This is a genomic window from Microbulbifer mixtoriginis (SeqCode), assembly GCF_052466865.1.
Genome location: NZ_CP174293.1, coordinates 1,614,598 through 1,632,572, shown reverse-complemented (window position 1 = coordinate 1,632,572; position 17,975 = coordinate 1,614,598). Strand labels below are relative to the sequence as shown.

Annotated in this window: 13 protein-coding genes; 2 read left to right on the top strand and 11 right to left on the bottom strand. The window is 51.3% G+C overall.

The window, feature by feature from the left end; translation table 11 throughout:
- Positions 1-7 precede the first annotated feature (7 nt).
- The 5 genes from dnaE to ACJJJA_RS07305 form a co-directional block, all read right to left on the bottom strand.
- Entirely contained in the window at positions 8-3,526 is a 3,519-nt protein-coding gene (gene dnaE, locus ACJJJA_RS07325) for a DNA polymerase III subunit alpha (RefSeq protein ID WP_444904164.1), read from the bottom strand.
- A gap of 58 nt (positions 3,527-3,584) precedes the next feature.
- Entirely contained in the window at positions 3,585-3,800 is a 216-nt protein-coding gene (locus ACJJJA_RS07320) for a DUF1289 domain-containing protein (RefSeq protein WP_108732299.1), read from the bottom strand.
- A complete protein-coding gene (locus ACJJJA_RS07315; RefSeq protein WP_252085074.1) occupies positions 3,793-4,329 on the bottom strand; it encodes a gamma carbonic anhydrase family protein in 537 nt (178 codons plus the stop codon). The genes ACJJJA_RS07320 and ACJJJA_RS07315 overlap by 8 nt, the downstream gene beginning before the upstream one ends.
- Before the next feature lie 98 nt (positions 4,330-4,427).
- The gene (locus ACJJJA_RS07310) at positions 4,428-4,949 is read right to left on the bottom strand and encodes a methylated-DNA--[protein]-cysteine S-methyltransferase (RefSeq protein WP_444904163.1); all 522 of its coding nucleotides are present in this window, start codon (positions 4,947-4,949) and stop codon (positions 4,428-4,430) included.
- Positions 4,946-6,412 (bottom strand): AlkA N-terminal domain-containing protein, encoded by a 1,467-nt coding sequence (locus ACJJJA_RS07305; protein WP_444904162.1) that lies wholly within the window; start codon positions 6,410-6,412, stop codon positions 4,946-4,948. Before ACJJJA_RS07305 ends, ACJJJA_RS07310 begins: the two co-directional genes overlap by 4 nt.
- Before the next feature lie 602 nt (positions 6,413-7,014).
- On the opposite strand from ACJJJA_RS07305, the gene ACJJJA_RS07300 reads away from it, so the two are divergent.
- Positions 7,015-9,600: a thrombospondin type 3 repeat-containing protein gene (locus tag ACJJJA_RS07300; RefSeq protein WP_444904161.1), complete on the top strand. Its 2,586-nt coding sequence runs from the start codon at positions 7,015-7,017 to the stop codon at positions 9,598-9,600.
- 58 nt (positions 9,601-9,658) lie between these two features.
- Here ACJJJA_RS07300 and ACJJJA_RS07295 read toward each other — a convergent pair whose 3' ends face one another.
- The 6 genes from ACJJJA_RS07295 to ACJJJA_RS07270 form a co-directional block, all read right to left on the bottom strand.
- Complete coding sequence (locus ACJJJA_RS07295; RefSeq protein WP_444904160.1) at positions 9,659-10,441, bottom strand: PhzF family protein; 783 nt, start codon at positions 10,439-10,441, stop codon at positions 9,659-9,661.
- A 198-nt stretch (positions 10,442-10,639) separates the two neighbouring features.
- The gene (locus tag ACJJJA_RS07290) at positions 10,640-11,191 is read right to left on the bottom strand and encodes a hypothetical protein (protein WP_444885676.1); all 552 of its coding nucleotides are present in this window, start codon (positions 11,189-11,191) and stop codon (positions 10,640-10,642) included.
- Positions 11,192-11,456: 265 nt separating this feature from the next.
- Positions 11,457-12,116 (bottom strand): glutathione S-transferase family protein, encoded by a 660-nt coding sequence (locus ACJJJA_RS07285; RefSeq protein ID WP_444904159.1) that lies wholly within the window; start codon positions 12,114-12,116, stop codon positions 11,457-11,459.
- 309 nt (positions 12,117-12,425) lie between these two features.
- Complete coding sequence (locus tag ACJJJA_RS07280) at positions 12,426-14,144, bottom strand: DUF8614 domain-containing protein (RefSeq protein WP_444904158.1); 1,719 nt, start codon at positions 14,142-14,144, stop codon at positions 12,426-12,428.
- A gap of 72 nt (positions 14,145-14,216) precedes the next feature.
- A complete protein-coding gene (locus ACJJJA_RS07275; RefSeq protein WP_444888374.1) occupies positions 14,217-16,049 on the bottom strand; it encodes an ABCB family ABC transporter ATP-binding protein/permease in 1,833 nt (610 codons plus the stop codon).
- 121 nt (positions 16,050-16,170) lie between these two features.
- Complete coding sequence (locus tag ACJJJA_RS07270) at positions 16,171-16,956, bottom strand: SDR family NAD(P)-dependent oxidoreductase (protein WP_252085065.1); 786 nt, start codon at positions 16,954-16,956, stop codon at positions 16,171-16,173.
- A gap of 430 nt (positions 16,957-17,386) precedes the next feature.
- On the opposite strand from ACJJJA_RS07270, the gene ACJJJA_RS07265 reads away from it, so the two are divergent.
- Positions 17,387-17,893 (top strand): DoxX family protein, encoded by a 507-nt coding sequence (locus ACJJJA_RS07265; RefSeq protein ID WP_444898777.1) that lies wholly within the window; start codon positions 17,387-17,389, stop codon positions 17,891-17,893.
- The last annotated feature ends 82 nt before the right edge of the window (positions 17,894-17,975 follow it).

Sequence of the window (17,975 nt, the reverse complement as noted above, 5' to 3'; positions counted from 1 at the left end):
GTAGACTTTAACGCCGCTCAGCGTATTGAAGTGCCACCCGCTCACGTCCCAGCAACTCCCGCAGGGACTGAACCATCTGATCATTCGGCTCCACATTCCACTGTGGAGGCAGGCGGTAGAGACCTCGCGCATCGTGGCGCAACACTTCCAGGCTGACCCCGCACTGGCCACCGGTATAGGGCTGCAAACACGAGGCCAGACGCTTGGCTAACCCAGGGGCCACAACACCGGTATCGACTTGCAGACGCACACCGGTCACCCGGCTCTGACGCAGCTCATCCAAGGTGGAAACCCCATTCACGGTCATTTTCAGACCGCCGCTGTAATCGTCATTGGCCACGGGGCCTTCGAGTACCAGCAGCGCATCCTTAGCCAGCTTGTCGCGGTGTTCGCCAAATGCCTCGCTGAACATGGCCGCCTCAATACGGCCGCTGCGATCATCCAGGGTAACAATAGCCATGGAATCGCCACGCTTGGTCTTCATCACCCGCATGGCAACCACCAGGCCCGCCACTTTTTGCGCTTCGCGGCCAGGTTTTAAGTCGGCGATTCGCGCCTTCACCAGGTGCTGTAACTCACCGGCATATTCGTCAATGGGGTGGCCGGTGAGATACAGACCCAGGGTGTTTTTCTCACCCTCCAAGCGCTCGCGAATACTCCAGCAGCGAGTGCGACGGAAGTCCTCGTACACATCACCATCGGAAGATTGGGGCACCACCTCACCGAACAAATCCATCATGCCTGCATTGGCATTAGCCTTTTGCTGTTCCGCCGCCTTCACCGCTTCATCCAGCGCGTTAAACAGCACCGCGCGGGAATAATCCAAGCCATCACTGCCGCCAGTATCCGGCCCAATGCTGTCGAAGGCACCAGAGCGCACCAGCGCCTCCAGTGCGCGCTTATTCACCTTGCGCGGATCGACACGCGAGCAGAAATCGAACAGATCGGTAAAGGGACCGCCCTCTTCCCGCGCCGCAATAATATTTTCAATCGGCCCCTCACCCAGGCCCTTGATGGCACCGAGACCGTAAATAATGCGGTTATCGATATCCACCGAGAACTGGAAGCTACCCAGATTCACATCCGGCGGCACCAGCACCAGCTCCATGGCGCGACACTCTTCGATAAAGGTCACCACCTTATCGGTCTTATCCATATCCGAAGACATGGTCGCCGCCATAAACTGGGCGGGATAGTGCGCTTTCAGCCAAGCGGTCTGGTATGACACCAGTGCGTAAGCCGCAGAGTGCGACTTGTTAAAACCATAGCCTGCGAACTTCTCTACCAGGTCGAAGATCTTAATCGCAAGTTCGGGGTCAATTCCTTGCTCTTTTGCCCCATTTTCAAAAGTGGCCCTCTGTTTGGCCATTTCCTCCGGTTTCTTTTTACCCATCGCCCGGCGCAACAGGTCAGCGCCACCGAGGGTATAGCCCGCCAACTCCTGGGCGATCTGCATCACCTGTTCCTGGTAGACGATCACGCCGTATGTGGGCTCCAGGATCGGTTGCAGTTTCTCGTGCTGGTATTTAGCATCCGGGTAGGCCACCTGGGCGCGACCGTGCTTACGGTTAATAAAGTCATCCACCATGCCCGATTGCAGCGGACCTGGGCGGAACAGGGCCACCAGGGCGATCATATCTTCCAGGTTGTCCGGCTGTAGGCGCTTGATCAGGTCCTTCATCCCCCGGGATTCCAACTGGAATACCGCAGTGGTCTCTGCCCGCTTGAGCATCTTGAAGGTTTCATCATCGTCCAGTGGCAGCGCGGCGATATCCAGAGGTTCCAGCCCCTCGCGCGCTCGCGTCTCATCCACCATGCGCTTGGCCCAGTCGATGATGGTCAGCGTCCGCAGGCCGAGGAAGTCGAACTTCACCAGGCCCGCATCTTCCACATCGTTTTTATCAAACTGGGTCACCAGGCCTGCACCGGTCTCATCACAATAGAGCGGTGCGAAGTCGGTGAGCTTGGTGGGGGCGATAACCACACCACCCGCGTGCTTGCCCACGTTACGGGACACCCCTTCGAGCTGCAGGGCCATCTCCCAGATTTCCTGGCCCTCGTCATCGCTTTCGAGGAACTCGCGCAATATCTCTTCCTGGTCGAAGGCCTTCTGCAGGGTCATACCTACATCGGGGGGGATCATCTTCGACAGCTTGTCTGCGAGGCCGTAGGACTTGCCCTGCACCCGCGCCACATCTCGCACCACCGCCTTCGCGGCCATGGTTCCGAAAGTAATGATCTGGCTCACCGCCTGGCGGCCATAGTTATCCGCAACGTAGCCAATTACCCGGTCGCGCTTCTCCATACAGAAGTCGATATCGAAGTCGGGCATCGACACCCGCTCCGGGTTCAGGAATCGTTCGAACAGCAGATCGTATTGCAGCGGGTCCAGATCGGTAATGTCCAGCGAGTAAGCCACCAGAGAGCCGGCACCGGAACCCCGCCCCGGGCCCACCGGGATATCGTGGTCTTTGGCCCACTGGATAAAGTCCATTACGATCAGGAAGTAACCCGGAAATCCCATCTGGATAATGATATCCAGCTCAAAACGCAGGCGGTCTTCATAGACCTTGCGGCGCTCGGCATAGTCAGCGGCGGACTTGTCCAGGATAGTTTCCAGGCGCCGCTCCATACCCTCGTAAGAGACCTTTTCGAAGAACTGGTCTTCGGTCATACCCTCGGGAATCGGGTATTCCGGCAGGAAGTATTTACCCAGCTGGATTGGCGCCGAACAGCGCTTGGCAATCTCCACGGTGTTTTGCAGGGCTTCGGGGATATCGCCAAACAGTTCCCACATCTCTTCCGGCGTGCGGAAATACTGTTCGGCGGAATAACGGCGCTCGCGGCGAGGGTCATCGAGGGCGCGACCTTCGTGAATACACACGCGCACCTCGTGGGCCTCAAACTCGCTCTCCTCCATAAAGCGCACATCGTTGGTGGCCACCACTGGCAAATTTAATGCCTGCGCCAAATCCACTGCCGAGTGCAGATAGTCTTCATCGCCGGCGCGACCGGTGCGCTGTAACTCCAGGTAGTAGCGGCCGGGAAATAACTCCGCCCACTCCCGTGCCAGCTCCTCTGCCTGGGCGCGGCGCCCCGCTACCAGTGCACGGCCCACATCGCCGTACTTGGCACCGGACAGCATCAGCACCCCTTCGCTGTACTCCTTAACCCATTCGCGTTTGATATAGGCGTTACCGTGGTACTGGCCTTCCATCCAGGCGCGGGAAATCAGCTCGGTAATATTGCGGTAGCCATCAGTGTTCATCGCATAGAGCGTGATCAGCGTCGGCTTACCCTCACCGCCTTCGCTGAGCCAAAAATCCGCTGCAGTAATCGGCTTGATACCGGAGCCCAAACAGGCCCGGTAGAATTTAATCTGCCCGTAGAGGTTGCACTGGTCGGTAATCGCCAGGGCTGGCATTTCCAGCTCCTGTGCGCGGGCGATGGCCGGCTTGATTCTTACCAGGCCATCGATCAGGGAAAATTCGGAGTGAATTCTTAGGTGGACAAAGGGTTGGGTCATAGTCGCATTTAGTTCCGGGCCCTGCGAGGCCCGGCCCCGACAAAGCGCTATCGATTGTTTACCAGATTCGGCCCATTTGCCGCGCGCGCTCGGTGCAGAGCTTTAACACTGCACGGCGCTCATCATTGTTCATGGAGCCCCAGCGGCTGATTTCGTTACCACTGCGAAAACAGCCCTCGCACAGGTCCTGCTCATTCAGGGCACATACGGAGATACAGGGGGATTTCACCGGGCGCTCTTTCGGCTCCACGGTTTTTACCGGTTGTTCAGACATCTTTAGCCTCAAGCGGGACCAGTTCACTGGCGAAATGTTTGCCGTTGGCCGCATAGTGATCGCTGCTGGCTTTGAGCAGCTCGTAGGTGGCGGGATCGAGAGATTTTACTACCTTGCCGGGAGAGCCCAGCACCATAGAGTAATCGGGAATTTCTGTGCCCTCGGTCACCAGCGCATTGGCGCCAATGATACAGCACTTGCCGATTTTGGCCCGGTTTAAGATCACGGCATTGATACCAATCAGGCTGTAATCACCAATATCACAGCCGTGCAGCATCACTTTATGGCCTACGGTGACACCGGTGCCGATGGTTAATGGCACACCCACATCGGCATGCAGTACCGAGCCATCCTGTACGTTACTGTATTCACCGATAGTGATCGGCGCACAGTCGCCGCGCACCACCGCGTTAAACCATACGGAGCTGTGAGCGAGCATACGCACATCTCCAATCACATGGGCACCGGGCGCAATATAGTGGCCCTCACCTTCCAGTTGTGGCTGTTTATCCCCCAATCTGTACAGCATTTGGCCTCCGGCTCGATATGATTATGAACCGCTCATTATCTCGCGCCAAAGAGGCCGTGGCTAGGGAGAGATGATTGCGCTTTTCCCAATATGACCAGCTAGAGCAGCTCGCCCTGCTGGACAAAGTTGGCGCCCTCAAGGGTGAGCAAGCGCGCTTTCAAAGACAGGCCGCCGGCGTAGCCGGTAAGGCTGCCATTGGCTCCGATTACACGGTGGCAGGGAATAACGATGGCAATCGGATTCGCACCATTGGCCCGCGCCACCGCGCGAATAGCCCGTGGCTGGCCCAACCACTGGGCTTGCTGGCTGTAACTGCGGGTTTCGCCAAAGGGAATTTGCAACAGGGCATCCCAAACCCGGCGCTGAAATTCAGTACCCTTTGGCGCCAGTGGCAGATCAAAGCTTTTGCGCTGGCCGGCGATATATTCCCGCAACTGCTGGGCGGCCAAATCTGTCAGCTCCGAGGCGCCCCGCTGCCAACCGGCCCCCAAACGCAATGGTCGTTCATCGTCATAAAACTGGAGTGCAACTATGCCTCGGGAGAGACCCTCTCTCTCCTGTTCGCAGGCCGCGATGGCAACATCCCCCAATTCCGTGGTGTAACTCTCATAAACAATCATTTTTTCTCTCCAGATTTCAGGGACTGCCACAACAAAATGGCTCCATATGCCCGCCAAGGCCGCCACTGCTCTGCCCGCTCCAGGACCTGCTTGGGTTTTGCCTTTTCACCATCACTGCCCAGGGCTTGTAGAATACCCAAATCCGACGCGGGGAAAGCGTCCGGCATCGACAGGCCACGCATAGCGATATAATGCGCCGTCCAATCGCCAATACCCGGCAGTGCTGTGGCCTGGCTGCACCAATCCTCCAGGGACTGATCGGCAAAACTCACACGGCCATCCAAAGTTGCGGCGACAAACTCCTGTAGGGTTTTCATCCGAGCCCGGGTCAAGCCCAGATCGGCAAAGTCCGCCTCAGCGAGACGCTCGGCCGTTGGGAATAAAAACCGCTCTCTGCCAGCATCGTCTACAAACGACTCCCCGTAGCGGGCCACTATTCGTCCGGCAATAGTGGTCGCCGCCGCGACACTGATCTGCTGACCGAGAATCGCCCGCAGTGCATATTCGAATGGGTCCCAGGCACCGGGCAATCGCAGGCCCGGATTCTTCGCCAACTGATCCGCCAGCAGTGGATCTTCATTTAATACCGTCTGGATCTCCTCAATATCCGCATCCAGATCAAACAGCCGGCGCAGGCGCTGGTTCAATAGATATAACCCTGCCCCACCTTCCTGACCAAAAACCTCCACTACCAGGCGATTTCGTTCCGGATCGTGGGAAACCTCCATCACGCCGCGACAAGCATCCAGTTCGAAACTGCGTGAATAGACCTCTCCCTCCACCTGCTCTACCCCCGCCAAAGCGCGAGTTCCCAAGAAAGCCAGGAGTTGTTGCCAATCTAACGGCGGGCGGTAATCCAGGTACAACCGCACCCGAGTCGCACTCGCCTTCTCCGCGCGCACTGCGTGTCCCTCCCTGCGAACGTCGGATGGGGTGCGTTTGTAGATCTGTTTGAATACACCGTTAAAGCGTCTCAAACTGTTAAAACCAGCCTCGTAGGCTATTTCAGCAATAGGCAAGTCCGTATCTCGCAGTAAACGAAAAGCAAACAGTGCCCGCTCGGTTTGCCAAACCGCCAAGGGGCTTACCCCCAAGTGCTCAGAGAACAGACGGCGCAAATAGCGGCTGCTGACCCCGAGACGCTCTGCCAGTCGCTCCACAGACTGAGGCTCGCGCTCACTGCGCATCAGTTTTAAAGCGCGCTGCACGGTGGTCGAAACCAATCCCCAAGCTGGACTGCCCGGCGCAGAATCGGGGCGACAGCGCAGGCAGGGCCTAAAGCCCGCATTGGCCGCCTCCGCCGCAGTTTCAAAATAAGTGACATTGCGCTCCAACGGTGGCCGAGCGGGGCAGATGGGTCGACAGAAGATACCTGTCGTCTTCACCGCCGTAAAAAAACGCCCATCAAAACGCCGATCACGGGCAAGCCGCGCACTGGAACAAATTGCCGCATCAATTTTCATTTACCCTCCCGAATCTGACCTCCAGTGTATTTCCACGCTGCCTTGGAAACTAGTCAAAAACGGAACTGACCCAAAAGCCATAGACCCGATAGTCATAACAAGACTCAAGCCTTCGTTATCATGAGAAATAAATTCACATAACCAACGTTTGCCGCGGCAAGGACTATATCCGGTTACCCGATTAATTTACGCACCTGATTACTCTTTACAGCTCACAAGAAATTTTCAAAACTATCAACGTCTTTCCGCTTATTCCCCATCAAAAATACACACCGGCAACAAGTTGAAAATTTCTCAGCACAAATGTGCAGGCATTTTCACCTCCCTCACTGCCAACAAGAAAACTAAAAAAATAAACTGCCATTATTTTTTCAATCATTACCTTTATTCAGAGAAATCACACATATTTATCCACATCGAAATTCGGTGGCCTATCTATTCTGATAAGAAATAAAAATCAGATATTTACTCCACCAATTACATCTATAGGGAAGCAACCTTCAAGAAGTGGGCACTTATTTTCACTTCTATTTTCTCGTAGCAAATGACAGTTCTTCCCCAACAGATAACAAAAAAGTATTTGTTTCCAGAGATTTCAAAGCATGTCAAAAATATCGTTAATTGTATTTTTTCTTTCGCTACTGCTATTGAGTGCCTGCGGATCGGACAAAGGAAAAGCCCGAGCCGCCGATAACTTCCCCCCGGGCTCCAATGTGACAGACAGTGATGGAGATGGCGTTCGCAATTCCGACGATAACTGCCCCAGCATCAGCAATCCCTCCCAAGATGACCTCGACAGCGACGGTAGCGGTGATGCCTGTGACAACGATGATGACAATGATAATCACCTGGACTTAGAAGATAACTGCCCACAAATCGCCAACATCGATCAGGCAGATAGTGACGGCGATAAAGTTGGCAATGCCTGCGATGAAGATCTCGATGGTGATGAAGTAGTCAACGATTCGGATAACTGTCCTGCAAACGCCAACCATGAACAGAGTGACATGGATGGCGATGGTGTCGGTGACAGCTGCGATAACGACCTCGATGGCGATGACTTCACCAATAGCCTCGATAACTGCCCTACCGTCTCCAACCCAGACCAAACCGATCAAGACAATGACGGCATTGGCGATCTATGTGACAGCGACAGTGATACCGACAATGATGGCCTGGATGATGGTGTAGACAACTGCCCGCAAGTGCCCAACGAAGATCAAGTGGATACCGACAACGACGGCACGGGCAACGCCTGCGATAACGACGATGACGGTGATAGCATCGAAGATATCAGTGACAACTGTCCTGGCAAACCAAACCCAGCACAAGAGGATCAGGACAACGATGGATTAGGCAATGTCTGCGATCCGGACCTCGATAACGACGGCATTGATAATGAAGCTGATAATTGTCCTTCTATCGCCAATACCGACCAAAGTGATATCGACTCCGATGGAAAGGGCGATCTATGCGATAGCGATGATGATGCGGATGGCATTGAAGACCATGCCGATAATTGTCCCGTCGATGCCAATGCAGATCAAACCGACACCGATAGAGATGGCAGAGGCGACCTATGTGACTCCGACCGGGATGGCGATGGGGTAGACAACGATGCAGACAATTGCCCCCTCGTGGCCAATGAGGACCAGGTAGATACCGACGGTGACAGCTTCGGCGATGCCTGTGATAACAACTCTGATATCGACGGGGATTTAATTACTGACTATGTCGACAACTGTGTAAGCATTGCCAATACCAGCCAATTCGACCGAGACGGAGACGGTATTGGTGACGCCTGTGACAGCGATAAGGATGGTGACGGCAGTGCCAACACAGAAGATAACTGCCCTGCCATTCCCAATCGAGACCAAGCCAATAACGATAGTGACCAGATCGGCGATATCTGTGACAGCGACGATGATAACGACGGTATCATCGACCTGATCGATAACTGTCGCTTCGACCCCAATGCCCATCAAAAGGATAGCGACGCAGACTACCTCGGTGACGCCTGCGACCCCGATCTGGATAACGATGGCATCATAAATAGCAGTGACAATTGTCCCCATAACCCCAACACACTCCAGGAGGATCATGATGGGGACGGCGTCGGGGATGCCTGCGATACCAATACCGATGCAGATAACGATAGCTTCGACGATGGTGTGGACAATTGCCCCGCAGTAGCGAACCCGAATCAATCAGACCAGGACAACGATGGCCTGGGAGACATTTGTGACAATGACCGGGATGGCGATGGTACGACGAATGAACAAGATAACTGTCCCTTCGTTCCCAATGATCAAAGCGATAGTGACGGCGACGGAAGTGGTGATCATTGTGACAACGATGTCGATGGAGATAGTATCGAGGACACCTTAGACAACTGCCCGAATGTGCCAAACCCAGAGCAGGAAGACGGGGATGAAGATGGCAACGGCGACGCCTGCGATAGTGATATCGATAATGACACCCTGGATGACAGCGCAGATAACTGCCCAGCTATTTCCAATCCAACGCAAACGGATAGTGATGGAGACGGACAGGGCGACGCCTGCGACCCCGACGTAGATAACGATGGTGTGGAAAACACCTCAGATAACTGCCCTCAAACCTGGAACCCGAATGGAGAAGACTCGGATCAGGACGGCATTGGTGACGCCTGTGACTACGATACTGTCCTTTCATGCACTTCCTTCGAGGGGCTTGAAATAATGGATGGCGCTAGCACAGAGCTGGAACATGGTATCAATGCTCCCTGCGATGGCTGCTCAGTAGTTTCATTGGCCAAAGTAGGCAATGGAATACTCTCCGATGCCGCCAGAATGGAAGTTGCGAGTGGCGCTGGAGGCAGCACTTATATCCAGGTCAACCACAGTAACGTGAAAAGTGGTCGCTACCTGCTTAGCTTCCTGGTGGAAAATACGAGCTCAGTACTGGATCTTATCTACCTCAACAGCATTACCATCAGTACCTATCTGGACGAAACTGCTACAGGTGAAAGCATCAGCGGTTATAGGTTGGCTCCATTTAAGGTCAATGGTGCCCAGAATCACCGCCTGTTACTGGCAAATACTCAGGCAGACTTTAACCAGGTACGCCTGACGCTTGGCGGATTGGAGCTCACCAATAACAAGCTGGATATCTATCTCGCCTGTGCGGTTCCTTTAAGCCTGCCGTAGTAAAGCCCTTATAAAAACAATAAAGCCCCGAGTTCCGGGGCTTTATGTTTAAAAAGGTTTATTGAAACGATATTTGACCGCGCATATAGTCAACGGCTTGGCCGATAAGAATAACCTCATCACCTACAACCTCACAGGTGAGCACTCCGCGCCTCTTTGATAGCTGCATTGCATTGAGATGTGACTTACCCAAAACCTGACTCCAATAGGGTGCCAACTCGCAATGTGCAGATCCTGTTACTGGGTCTTCATTGACTCGCAGCTTGGGAAAAAAACAGCGACTGACAAAATCACAGTGATCTCCCGGTGCGGTAATCACCACCCCCCTCAAATCGAGCTCAGCTAGCAACATGAAATTAGGCTTAACGCTCTTTAGTTGAGTCTCGCTATCCAATACCACGATATAGTCAAAGGCAGCCAAAGTTTTCACAGGAACCACACTTAAAGCCTCAGCCAAACCTGAGGGACATTCCGTTGGGGCAGGGATACTGATAGGAAATCGCATTTTATAGCCGCCTTCGCAGAGCCCCACTTTTAACAAGCCACTGCGAGTTTCGAAGTTGATAACAGGCTTTGCGTACGATAAATGTTTAAACAAAACATGGGCTGCTGCCAGGGTGGCATGACCACAGAGATCCACCTCAGCTTCAGGTGTAAACCATCGCAGCCTATAACCCTCTCCCTCTGGAACAAAAAAAGCCGTTTCAGATAAGTTATTTTCTTCAGCAATATTCTGCATCTGTATATCTGTGAGCCACTCATCAAGTGGACAAACCGCGGCCGGATTACCAGAATACATACTGGATGCAAAGGCATCTACCTGATAAATATTAATTTCCATATTCTTCTAAACTTCCCAACTATAAAATAACAACTAGATTACTACTAGTAGCGTCTCTATTACAGGCAACATATACAATGCAGCACAAATTTAACAAATATAAAAAAGGGACAACTTAGTGCCCCTTTAAGTATAAACCCGGCTTTAAATGTTAAGTTAAATTTTCACCTTATCCATACCGCATACTCCAGAACTCTATCAATCCAAAGGGCAAACACTTGCCAGGGAGGTAGTGAAAGCCCGCTTCATAAACTCAAACTGCTCATTGGTTTCCATGTGTGCACTCAAGGAATTCCTGGCCGAGAGAAAGCGTTTTTTCTCAAGCTCCGTCATGCCGTCATGATAGAGGTATAATTTTTCAATCGGCTTCATGGCCGACTTTTCACTTCTATAAAATTTATCCTTGGACATAGCAAGGTCAACCTTATCCCGTATTGACCCATCCGGCATTATCTGAACAGACACACTGGGCACATAGTTTGCAATTGGCCCCTTTAGATTTAACACCTCGGGATTCAACTCACTAAGTTTCTTGGCGATATAGACTTTCAGCTTGTTATTTCTAACTTCCAACTTCACAAACGGCTTTATTATTTTGAATTTATCTTTATCTTCTTCAAACAACTGTACGGACGCCTCCAACATCACCAAACTCTGGGTGTTTAGAAAACGTTCATATTCCTCTAATTGACAAGACGCCTGTACATACTGACTAAAGAAGAAGGCAAGAACCAGGGCTGGTATTTTCATAGTTCTAATAATTATCCTTAATTTTTAGATATGGACCGCCCAATTCCACTGGGCAAATCTGACGTATATCAAACCCTATTCTAGTCGTCTTTTTTTCTTGGATAATCTATAGGTTCACATTTGCGGATCTTCCCACAGAAAATACGCAGCTTCCTTCATTTTTCAGGTTATATACGCCATTTGAGGACGACACAAAGAGGCACAAGAACTAGTTCCTAAAGTACCCATTGAGTGAGGAAACCAATACGGAAAGCCTCTCTCCTCTTTACCTTCGGTAGTCATCCAGAATTACCGGCGGCAAGCTTTTGGCTTCCGACATCCACTCTTCCACACTCTCTCTTGCCAGAAGCCTCATTACCCATTGATGAGCCCGGGGCCAATCGCACATTTCCGGGCTATGGGCATACAACCTGATAACCGTGGGCACCAGTACCAGATCTGCGAGGGAGAGATCACCACAAAGGTAAGGGCCACCACTATGGGCTAATTCTTGCTCCCAGCAGTGAAACAGTCGCTCCGCATCTGCCTGCTCAGACTGGGTCATCTGACGCTTATCCTGATAAAAAGCGCTTTCAAAAGAAAGTCGTGGACACAGCCCTGAGAGACCCGAATGTTGCCAACTTAAGAAAGAACGTGCTCTAGCCTTGGCCAAAGGATCTGAGGGAAGTAAACTTCCGCCGCCAATATCGTTGGCATATTCCATAATGGCTAGGGAATCAAAAATAACACTCTGGTTTTCAACCAATACGGGTACTGAAACAGCGGGAGATATCTCACCAATCCGGCGAAGATTTTCAAAGCGCTGCGGCTTGCGAATATCAACAACCTGCTCTTCAAATTCAATACCCAGCTCCCTAAAAGGTAGCCATGCCCGAAAAGCCCAGCTGGAGGCATTTTTAGTACCAGTGTATAAAATACGTTCCATGTTTTTCCCTTAAAATTTTTAGATACGGTCTTTAAAACAGATAACAGGGTAATTAAATAGACTCAACTATAAATCCAAAATGATGATCAACCTACTGTAGTGTTTCTTCAATGTAAACCTCCTCATTTTTTGTGATTAATCACTTAGCTTTTTCTATCAAACGATAAAAGAGTCTCCGTAAAAGCAACATCTGATACTCAATATAAGTTGCATCTAAACTTTCCCCTACTTTTTCCCTAAGAGTTTATTCCAGGTAAAAATAAAAAACCCGGCAAATGCCGGGTTTTTAAGGTGAAAATTTGCTTAGTTTTACTTCAAGCCAAGAACTTCTTTACCCTGGATGAAAGTAACATCCACGGGTATATCCGCCTCTGCCAATCGATCCAGATCAGCCTGCAACTCAGGACCGATAACCCCTTTTTCAGCGAGCAGAGTTTTGGCCTGCTCGTAGTTACCATCACCCTGAATAGTCAGGATCAGGCGCGACAGGTTGGTCATGGCCTGCTGCATTTTTTCGAAATCCACACTGTATTGACCGGTTTTCGGATCGCGGGTAAAGGCGCCCTGCTCTTTGAAGAAGTTAAAGCGCATCATATTGGCCTTACCGTGGGCACTGGCTGCACCGAAGCGCACGCTGCGAAAAATACCAGCGAGGAAGGTAACGTAGTTATCCATCAGCTCGCCCTCTTGGATCTCGCCTTTCTCATGCAAGCGGGTCACCATATAAAGGCCGAGAATATCGGCTTTGCCTTCTTCCAGAGAGGAAGAAGTCTCCTTCAACACCTGGCGTACATTTGCTCCGCCGGTCACAGTCTTCTTAATACCCAGGCCGTGCGCCACCTCGTGGAACATGGTATTGGCAAAGAAAGCGGGGAATGTGATGTGCTTGCGCTGATCTGGAGCAATCAATACATCGCTGATGGGCACCAGGATCTTGTCAAACTTGGCACGCATAGCGTTTTTCAGCTGCAGGCGACGAGTGCCTTTCGCCAGCTGAACTTCTTCATCGTTAGGCAGGTTAATGGCAATCGTCTTGGAACCCGCATTGCTGTGACCTGCGTAGAAAAGTACATCGTACGCATTCAGATCAGAATCGGTACCCGGCTCTTCGGCCTTGTACTTTTCTTCTACCGGCAAGCCTTCCTGTAATTCAGGCAACAGCGCAGCAAACTTGGCCAGCTTCTTACTCCACTCTTTATCTTTGAGGAGTACGTAAGACTCGTAAGCCGTGCGATAGGCAAACATTTGATCTTCGTAGTTTTCAATGGGGCCGATCACTACGTCGATATCATTTTCCTTCATGTCCATCCATGCCATATCGCTGGGACGGAAATTATCATTGAGCAGCGCGTCGGCACGCATGTCCAGATAGTTGGCGAATTCTTTACTTTCCGCCAGCGCGGCTGCCTGGCGCAGGATATCCGCTGCCTTCTTCAGGTCAGCATTGTAGGCTTTGCTGTAGGGGATTAATTCCAGCTTACCGGCATCGTTGCGGCGCACCAGAGAGTAGAGGCCATCTTTTCCAGGTTGGTCCCAGTTCTCAAACTCTTCGCGAGTCATATCTGCCGGATAGAAGTTGGCACCCAGGGGTTTGAGACCGTAGCCAGTGATAAACGGCTTATTGTCATTGAGGCGATCCCAAGGACCGTAATTAATCTCGGCAAACTTGCGCGCGCGGTTGTCTTCGATATCAGGCAGCAGCACTTCTGCTGGGCCGTAGGACTGCAACCAGAACAGTCGATCCATAATCCGGCTGGCATCAATCAACAGGCCGATCATCTTACGCTGATTCTCGCTAAGATTACTCATATCAGCGGTAAGTTCTACCGGTACATAAATATTAAAACGCTTATCAGCGTTTTCTATGGCTTGGCCTGCGGGCGGTGTGACCGTCTCAGATTCTACAATCTGTGCCTCCGCTTCATCTTTACGGATTTCCTCGGCCTGTTTGTCTTTGCTACAGCCGCCCACCAGCGCCATGGCCAGCAGTGCGGCAGCGATCTTGGTAGTGTGAAAGGGAATGGTCATATCGCTCTGCCTATCATTTTTTTGTTTCGGCGCCACATTAGTCTGGCTACACACAATTATCAAGACAGGCTTTTATGGCTCCGCCACCTGAGAAGCCACAGGAGTTTCCTCTCCTATTCCAGCCGTACGCTCCTGCTGCTGCATGCGCCACAGGGTCGCATAGTGCCCGCCTTCCTCCAGAAGCTGGCTGTGGGAACCCTGCTCAACGATCTGGCCTTGATCCATGACCAAAATCTTATCGGCATCCACAATTGTCGAAAGACGGTGGGCGATCACCAGTGTGGTCTGTTCGCGGGCAATTTCTTTCAGAGAGGCGACAATACTGCGTTCCGAACGACTGTCCAGAGAGGAGGTGGCTTCATCAAAAATCATAATCGGTGGTTTTTTGAGCAGCGCCCGCGCTATGGCAACCCGCTGTTTTTCACCACCGGATAGCTTAAGGCCGCGCTCACCAACCAGAGTATCCACCCCCTGGGGCAGCTGGCGGACAAAATCCGACAGGTGAGCATGATGAATTGCAGCCATCACTTCCTCATCAGTGGCATCCACCCGCCCATAACGCACATTTTCTTTGATTGATTGGTTGAATAACACCGCATCCTGGGGCACCACACCAATAGCGCGACGCAAGGATTCCTGACTGACCGTACGAATATCCTGGCCATCAATGCGAATCGACCCATCACTTACATCATAAAAGCGGAACAACAACTTAAACAGGGTCGACTTACCGGCCCCGCTGGCTCCCACAATCGCCACTTTCTGGCGTGGCAGCACGGAGAAGCTAACTTGGCGTAGAATTTCACGATTGTCTTTGTAGCCAAAGCGCACTGCATCAAATTCAATTCGCCCTTCCTGCACTTGCAAATCTGAGGCCTCGGACTGATCGGCCACCGCTGGCTTAACCCTGAGCAAAGAGAACATCTTTTCAATATTGGCCAGGGCACCTTTCATTTCCCGATAGACAAAACCGAGAAAATTCAGCGGGATAAAAATTTGCATCATAAAGGCGTTAACCAGGACAAAATCTCCGATGGTCATCTGCCCTTTGGTCACGCCTACCGCCGCCAAAACCATCGCTGCGCACATGGCAGAGGCAATAATCAGTGCCTGGCCAGTGTTCAGGCTAAATAGCGATAGGCGGTTTTTACGCCGGGCCCGCTCCCATACCGCCAGCTCACGATCGTAGTGATTCGCTTCATGCCGCTCATTGGCAAAATATTTCACCGTCTCATAGTTGAGCAAGCTGTCTACCGAACGACTGCTGGCCTGGGATTCGGCTTCATTCAGGGCGCGTACAAAACGGGTGCGCCACTCTGTGGCCACGACAGAGAAGCCGATATAAACAATAACGGCGACCAGCACTACCAGAGCAAACACGCCGCTGTAATTCCACCAGAGCAAGCCCGCTACCATGGCGATCTCAAGCAGAGTGGGTACGATATTGAACACCATAAAGCGCATCAAAAAGCCGATGCCGCTATTGCCCCTTTCAATATCCCGAGAGAGCCCCCCGGTACGCCGATCCAAGTGAAAGTCCATATCCAACTTGTGTAGGTGCCGAAATACCTCCAGGCCAACTCGACGCTGAGCCCGTTCCGTCACCCGGCCAAAGATGGTATCCCGCAACTCACCAAACAGAGTGCTGGAGAATCGCACCGCACCATAAGCCAATAACAGCCCCAGTGGCAGAGCTATGGCTTGGGCAACACCACCGGTTTTATCCAGATTGTCGACGATATGCTTGAGGATAAAGGGTAAAGTGACCCCCGCAATTTTTGCCCCAATCAGGCACAAAATTGCCAGGGCGACAGCCCGGCGAAACTCCAATAAGTAGGGGAACAGGGTTTTCAGCGCACCCCAGTGCACCTCGTCCAGAGAAACAGTGGACTTGGGTCTCGGCATAATCAGTTCCGGAAGGAAAAATAGCCGCCTATTATAAATAGACTTAAAGGGTTATATAGACGCTCAATCGCAGAAACCGATTGGATGCAGCACCCCTAAACCAAAAGTTGAGCAGCAAATCTCAAACCTTGGCTACCAAGCCTCCATCCACATTAATCGTTTCTGCCGTGATAAAGCGAGAGTCATCTGACGCCAAAAACACAGCAGCATTAGCAACATCGAGCGGGTATCCCGGCCCCTTCAGCATCTGCGCGGGCTCTAAGAAGTTAGTAAAGACATGCTTGCCCTCTGGAGAGGTAACCGCCTCAGTCAGTATCTGCCCAGGCCGCAAGCAATTGGCTCTGATATTGTGACGTGCCCCAATTCCGGCAATATAACGAGTAAAGGCTTCCACCCCTGCTTTCGAGGCATAGTAAGAAGCTGATGGCAGGAAACTAACCTGCTCCAATTGCGTATCGGTTGGCGCACTCTGCGCAGCAAGCGAAGACACATTAATAATGGCACCACCCCCTGCGCCAATCAGGTAGGGCCAAACCGCTTTACACATCAGAAAACAGCCAGTCAGGTTGACTTTAAAAACCTCCTCCCACTCCTGTAAGCCCTCGTAGGGGAACATATTCGGCGCACCCGTCCCTGCACCGTAAAACAGGATATTGATTGCCCCATAGCAACTGATTGTCTCCATCACTGCTTGACTGACTAACTTGTTATCGGTGACATCGCAGGGGATATAAGTAGCTTCTCCGCCGGAAGAACGAATGGACTGCTCCACCTTTCGCCCCTCCAAAGCGCGGCGCGCCAAAATAGCCACCTTGGCGCCCTCCTCCGCAAAGCGATGAGTAGTCCCATCACCGATACCTTCATTACCGCCAACAACAATGGCGACTTTGTTGCTTAGTTTTCCCATAGTCGGCACTGCCAAAGTCGATAATTACTGTATTGATGAAGAGAGTACTTATAGTTAAGGAGTCCCTGAAAAATTCCGTAATACATTTGTGGACCCCTAAGGCTGTAGAGGTTAGACAAAACTCCTGGCCAATGGCCTTTGCAAGAGCTGAAACCCAGCAGTTGCAACCTTCAACATCAGCCTTCTAGCTTTCAAAGCAGCCTAAAGAATTATGAAGGAATTCCTTAATTTTAGGTTAGCTATATAAAAGCCTAGTATCACCGTGCGATATGCCAACCAACAAATCGGCCAAAGAATATTTTCATGCCTCCATAAAGAACATATGAAAGACATGTAAATATACGACCGCAAGAAAACTAAGCCTCGTTAAAAGTGTGATTTCAGTAAAATAGATTAGATGCCATGGACAGAAATCAAAAGAGAAAGCTCAATGCAAAAATTAATGGAAAAGCCTTATCGCAACCCCGCCGATTTACAACTAGCGCTGATACGTATTTATATTGGGCTTAACTTTACTCACCATTTTGCTGAAAAATTCGGACTTCTAGGCGCCAAGACTTACGAAGAAGTCGTTCAATATTTCACAGCTATAGGTTTCTCCAGCATCATGGTAGTTATATCTGGGCTTTGCGCATTTGCCGCATTTATTGGTTTCACTTTTGGCCTATTCACTCGTTTCGCAGCAATAGGAACGTCACTTTATTTGCTCATCGCCTTGTTTTCAGGGCGTCACTATCTCGCCGGCTTCTCCTGGGCTGACCATACTAGCGGCATTGTTATTAATGGTGTAGAGCAAACCGTTTATGGTGGATGGGAATACCCCTTATTTTGGTCATTTATCTGCCTATCGTTCGTGTTAACGGGTGGTAGAAAGTGGTCCTTAGATGCACATTTAAGAAAATCCAGCTCTGCTATTATTAGATTTTTAAGCCAGTGAGTTACTGCGAAGAAAAAATTATCGGTTTGGAAAATTACAAGCGTCTAGGCGATAGGCCTCTTTAGCAATGAACAACAAACTT

Coding starts and splice junctions, on each gene's coding strand:
- dnaE (WP_444904164.1), bottom strand. CDS start 3,526: ATGACCCAACCCTTTGTCCACCTAAGAATTCACTCCGAATTTTCCCTG.
- ACJJJA_RS07320 (WP_108732299.1), bottom strand. CDS start 3,800: ATGTCTGAACAACCGGTAAAAACCGTGGAGCCGAAAGAGCGCCCGGTG.
- ACJJJA_RS07315 (WP_252085074.1), bottom strand. CDS start 4,329: ATGCTGTACAGATTGGGGGATAAACAGCCACAACTGGAAGGTGAGGGC.
- ACJJJA_RS07310 (WP_444904163.1), bottom strand. CDS start 4,949: ATGATTGTTTATGAGAGTTACACCACGGAATTGGGGGATGTTGCCATC.
- ACJJJA_RS07305 (WP_444904162.1), bottom strand. CDS start 6,412: ATGAAAATTGATGCGGCAATTTGTTCCAGTGCGCGGCTTGCCCGTGAT.
- ACJJJA_RS07300 (WP_444904161.1), top strand. CDS start 7,015: ATGTCAAAAATATCGTTAATTGTATTTTTTCTTTCGCTACTGCTATTG.
- ACJJJA_RS07295 (WP_444904160.1), bottom strand. CDS start 10,441: ATGGAAATTAATATTTATCAGGTAGATGCCTTTGCATCCAGTATGTAT.
- ACJJJA_RS07290 (WP_444885676.1), bottom strand. CDS start 11,191: ATGAAAATACCAGCCCTGGTTCTTGCCTTCTTCTTTAGTCAGTATGTA.
- ACJJJA_RS07285 (WP_444904159.1), bottom strand. CDS start 12,116: ATGGAACGTATTTTATACACTGGTACTAAAAATGCCTCCAGCTGGGCT.
- ACJJJA_RS07280 (WP_444904158.1), bottom strand. CDS start 14,144: ATGACCATTCCCTTTCACACTACCAAGATCGCTGCCGCACTGCTGGCC.
- ACJJJA_RS07275 (WP_444888374.1), bottom strand. CDS start 16,049: ATGCCGAGACCCAAGTCCACTGTTTCTCTGGACGAGGTGCACTGGGGT.
- ACJJJA_RS07270 (WP_252085065.1), bottom strand. CDS start 16,956: ATGGGAAAACTAAGCAACAAAGTCGCCATTGTTGTTGGCGGTAATGAA.
- ACJJJA_RS07265 (WP_444898777.1), top strand. CDS start 17,387: ATGCAAAAATTAATGGAAAAGCCTTATCGCAACCCCGCCGATTTACAA.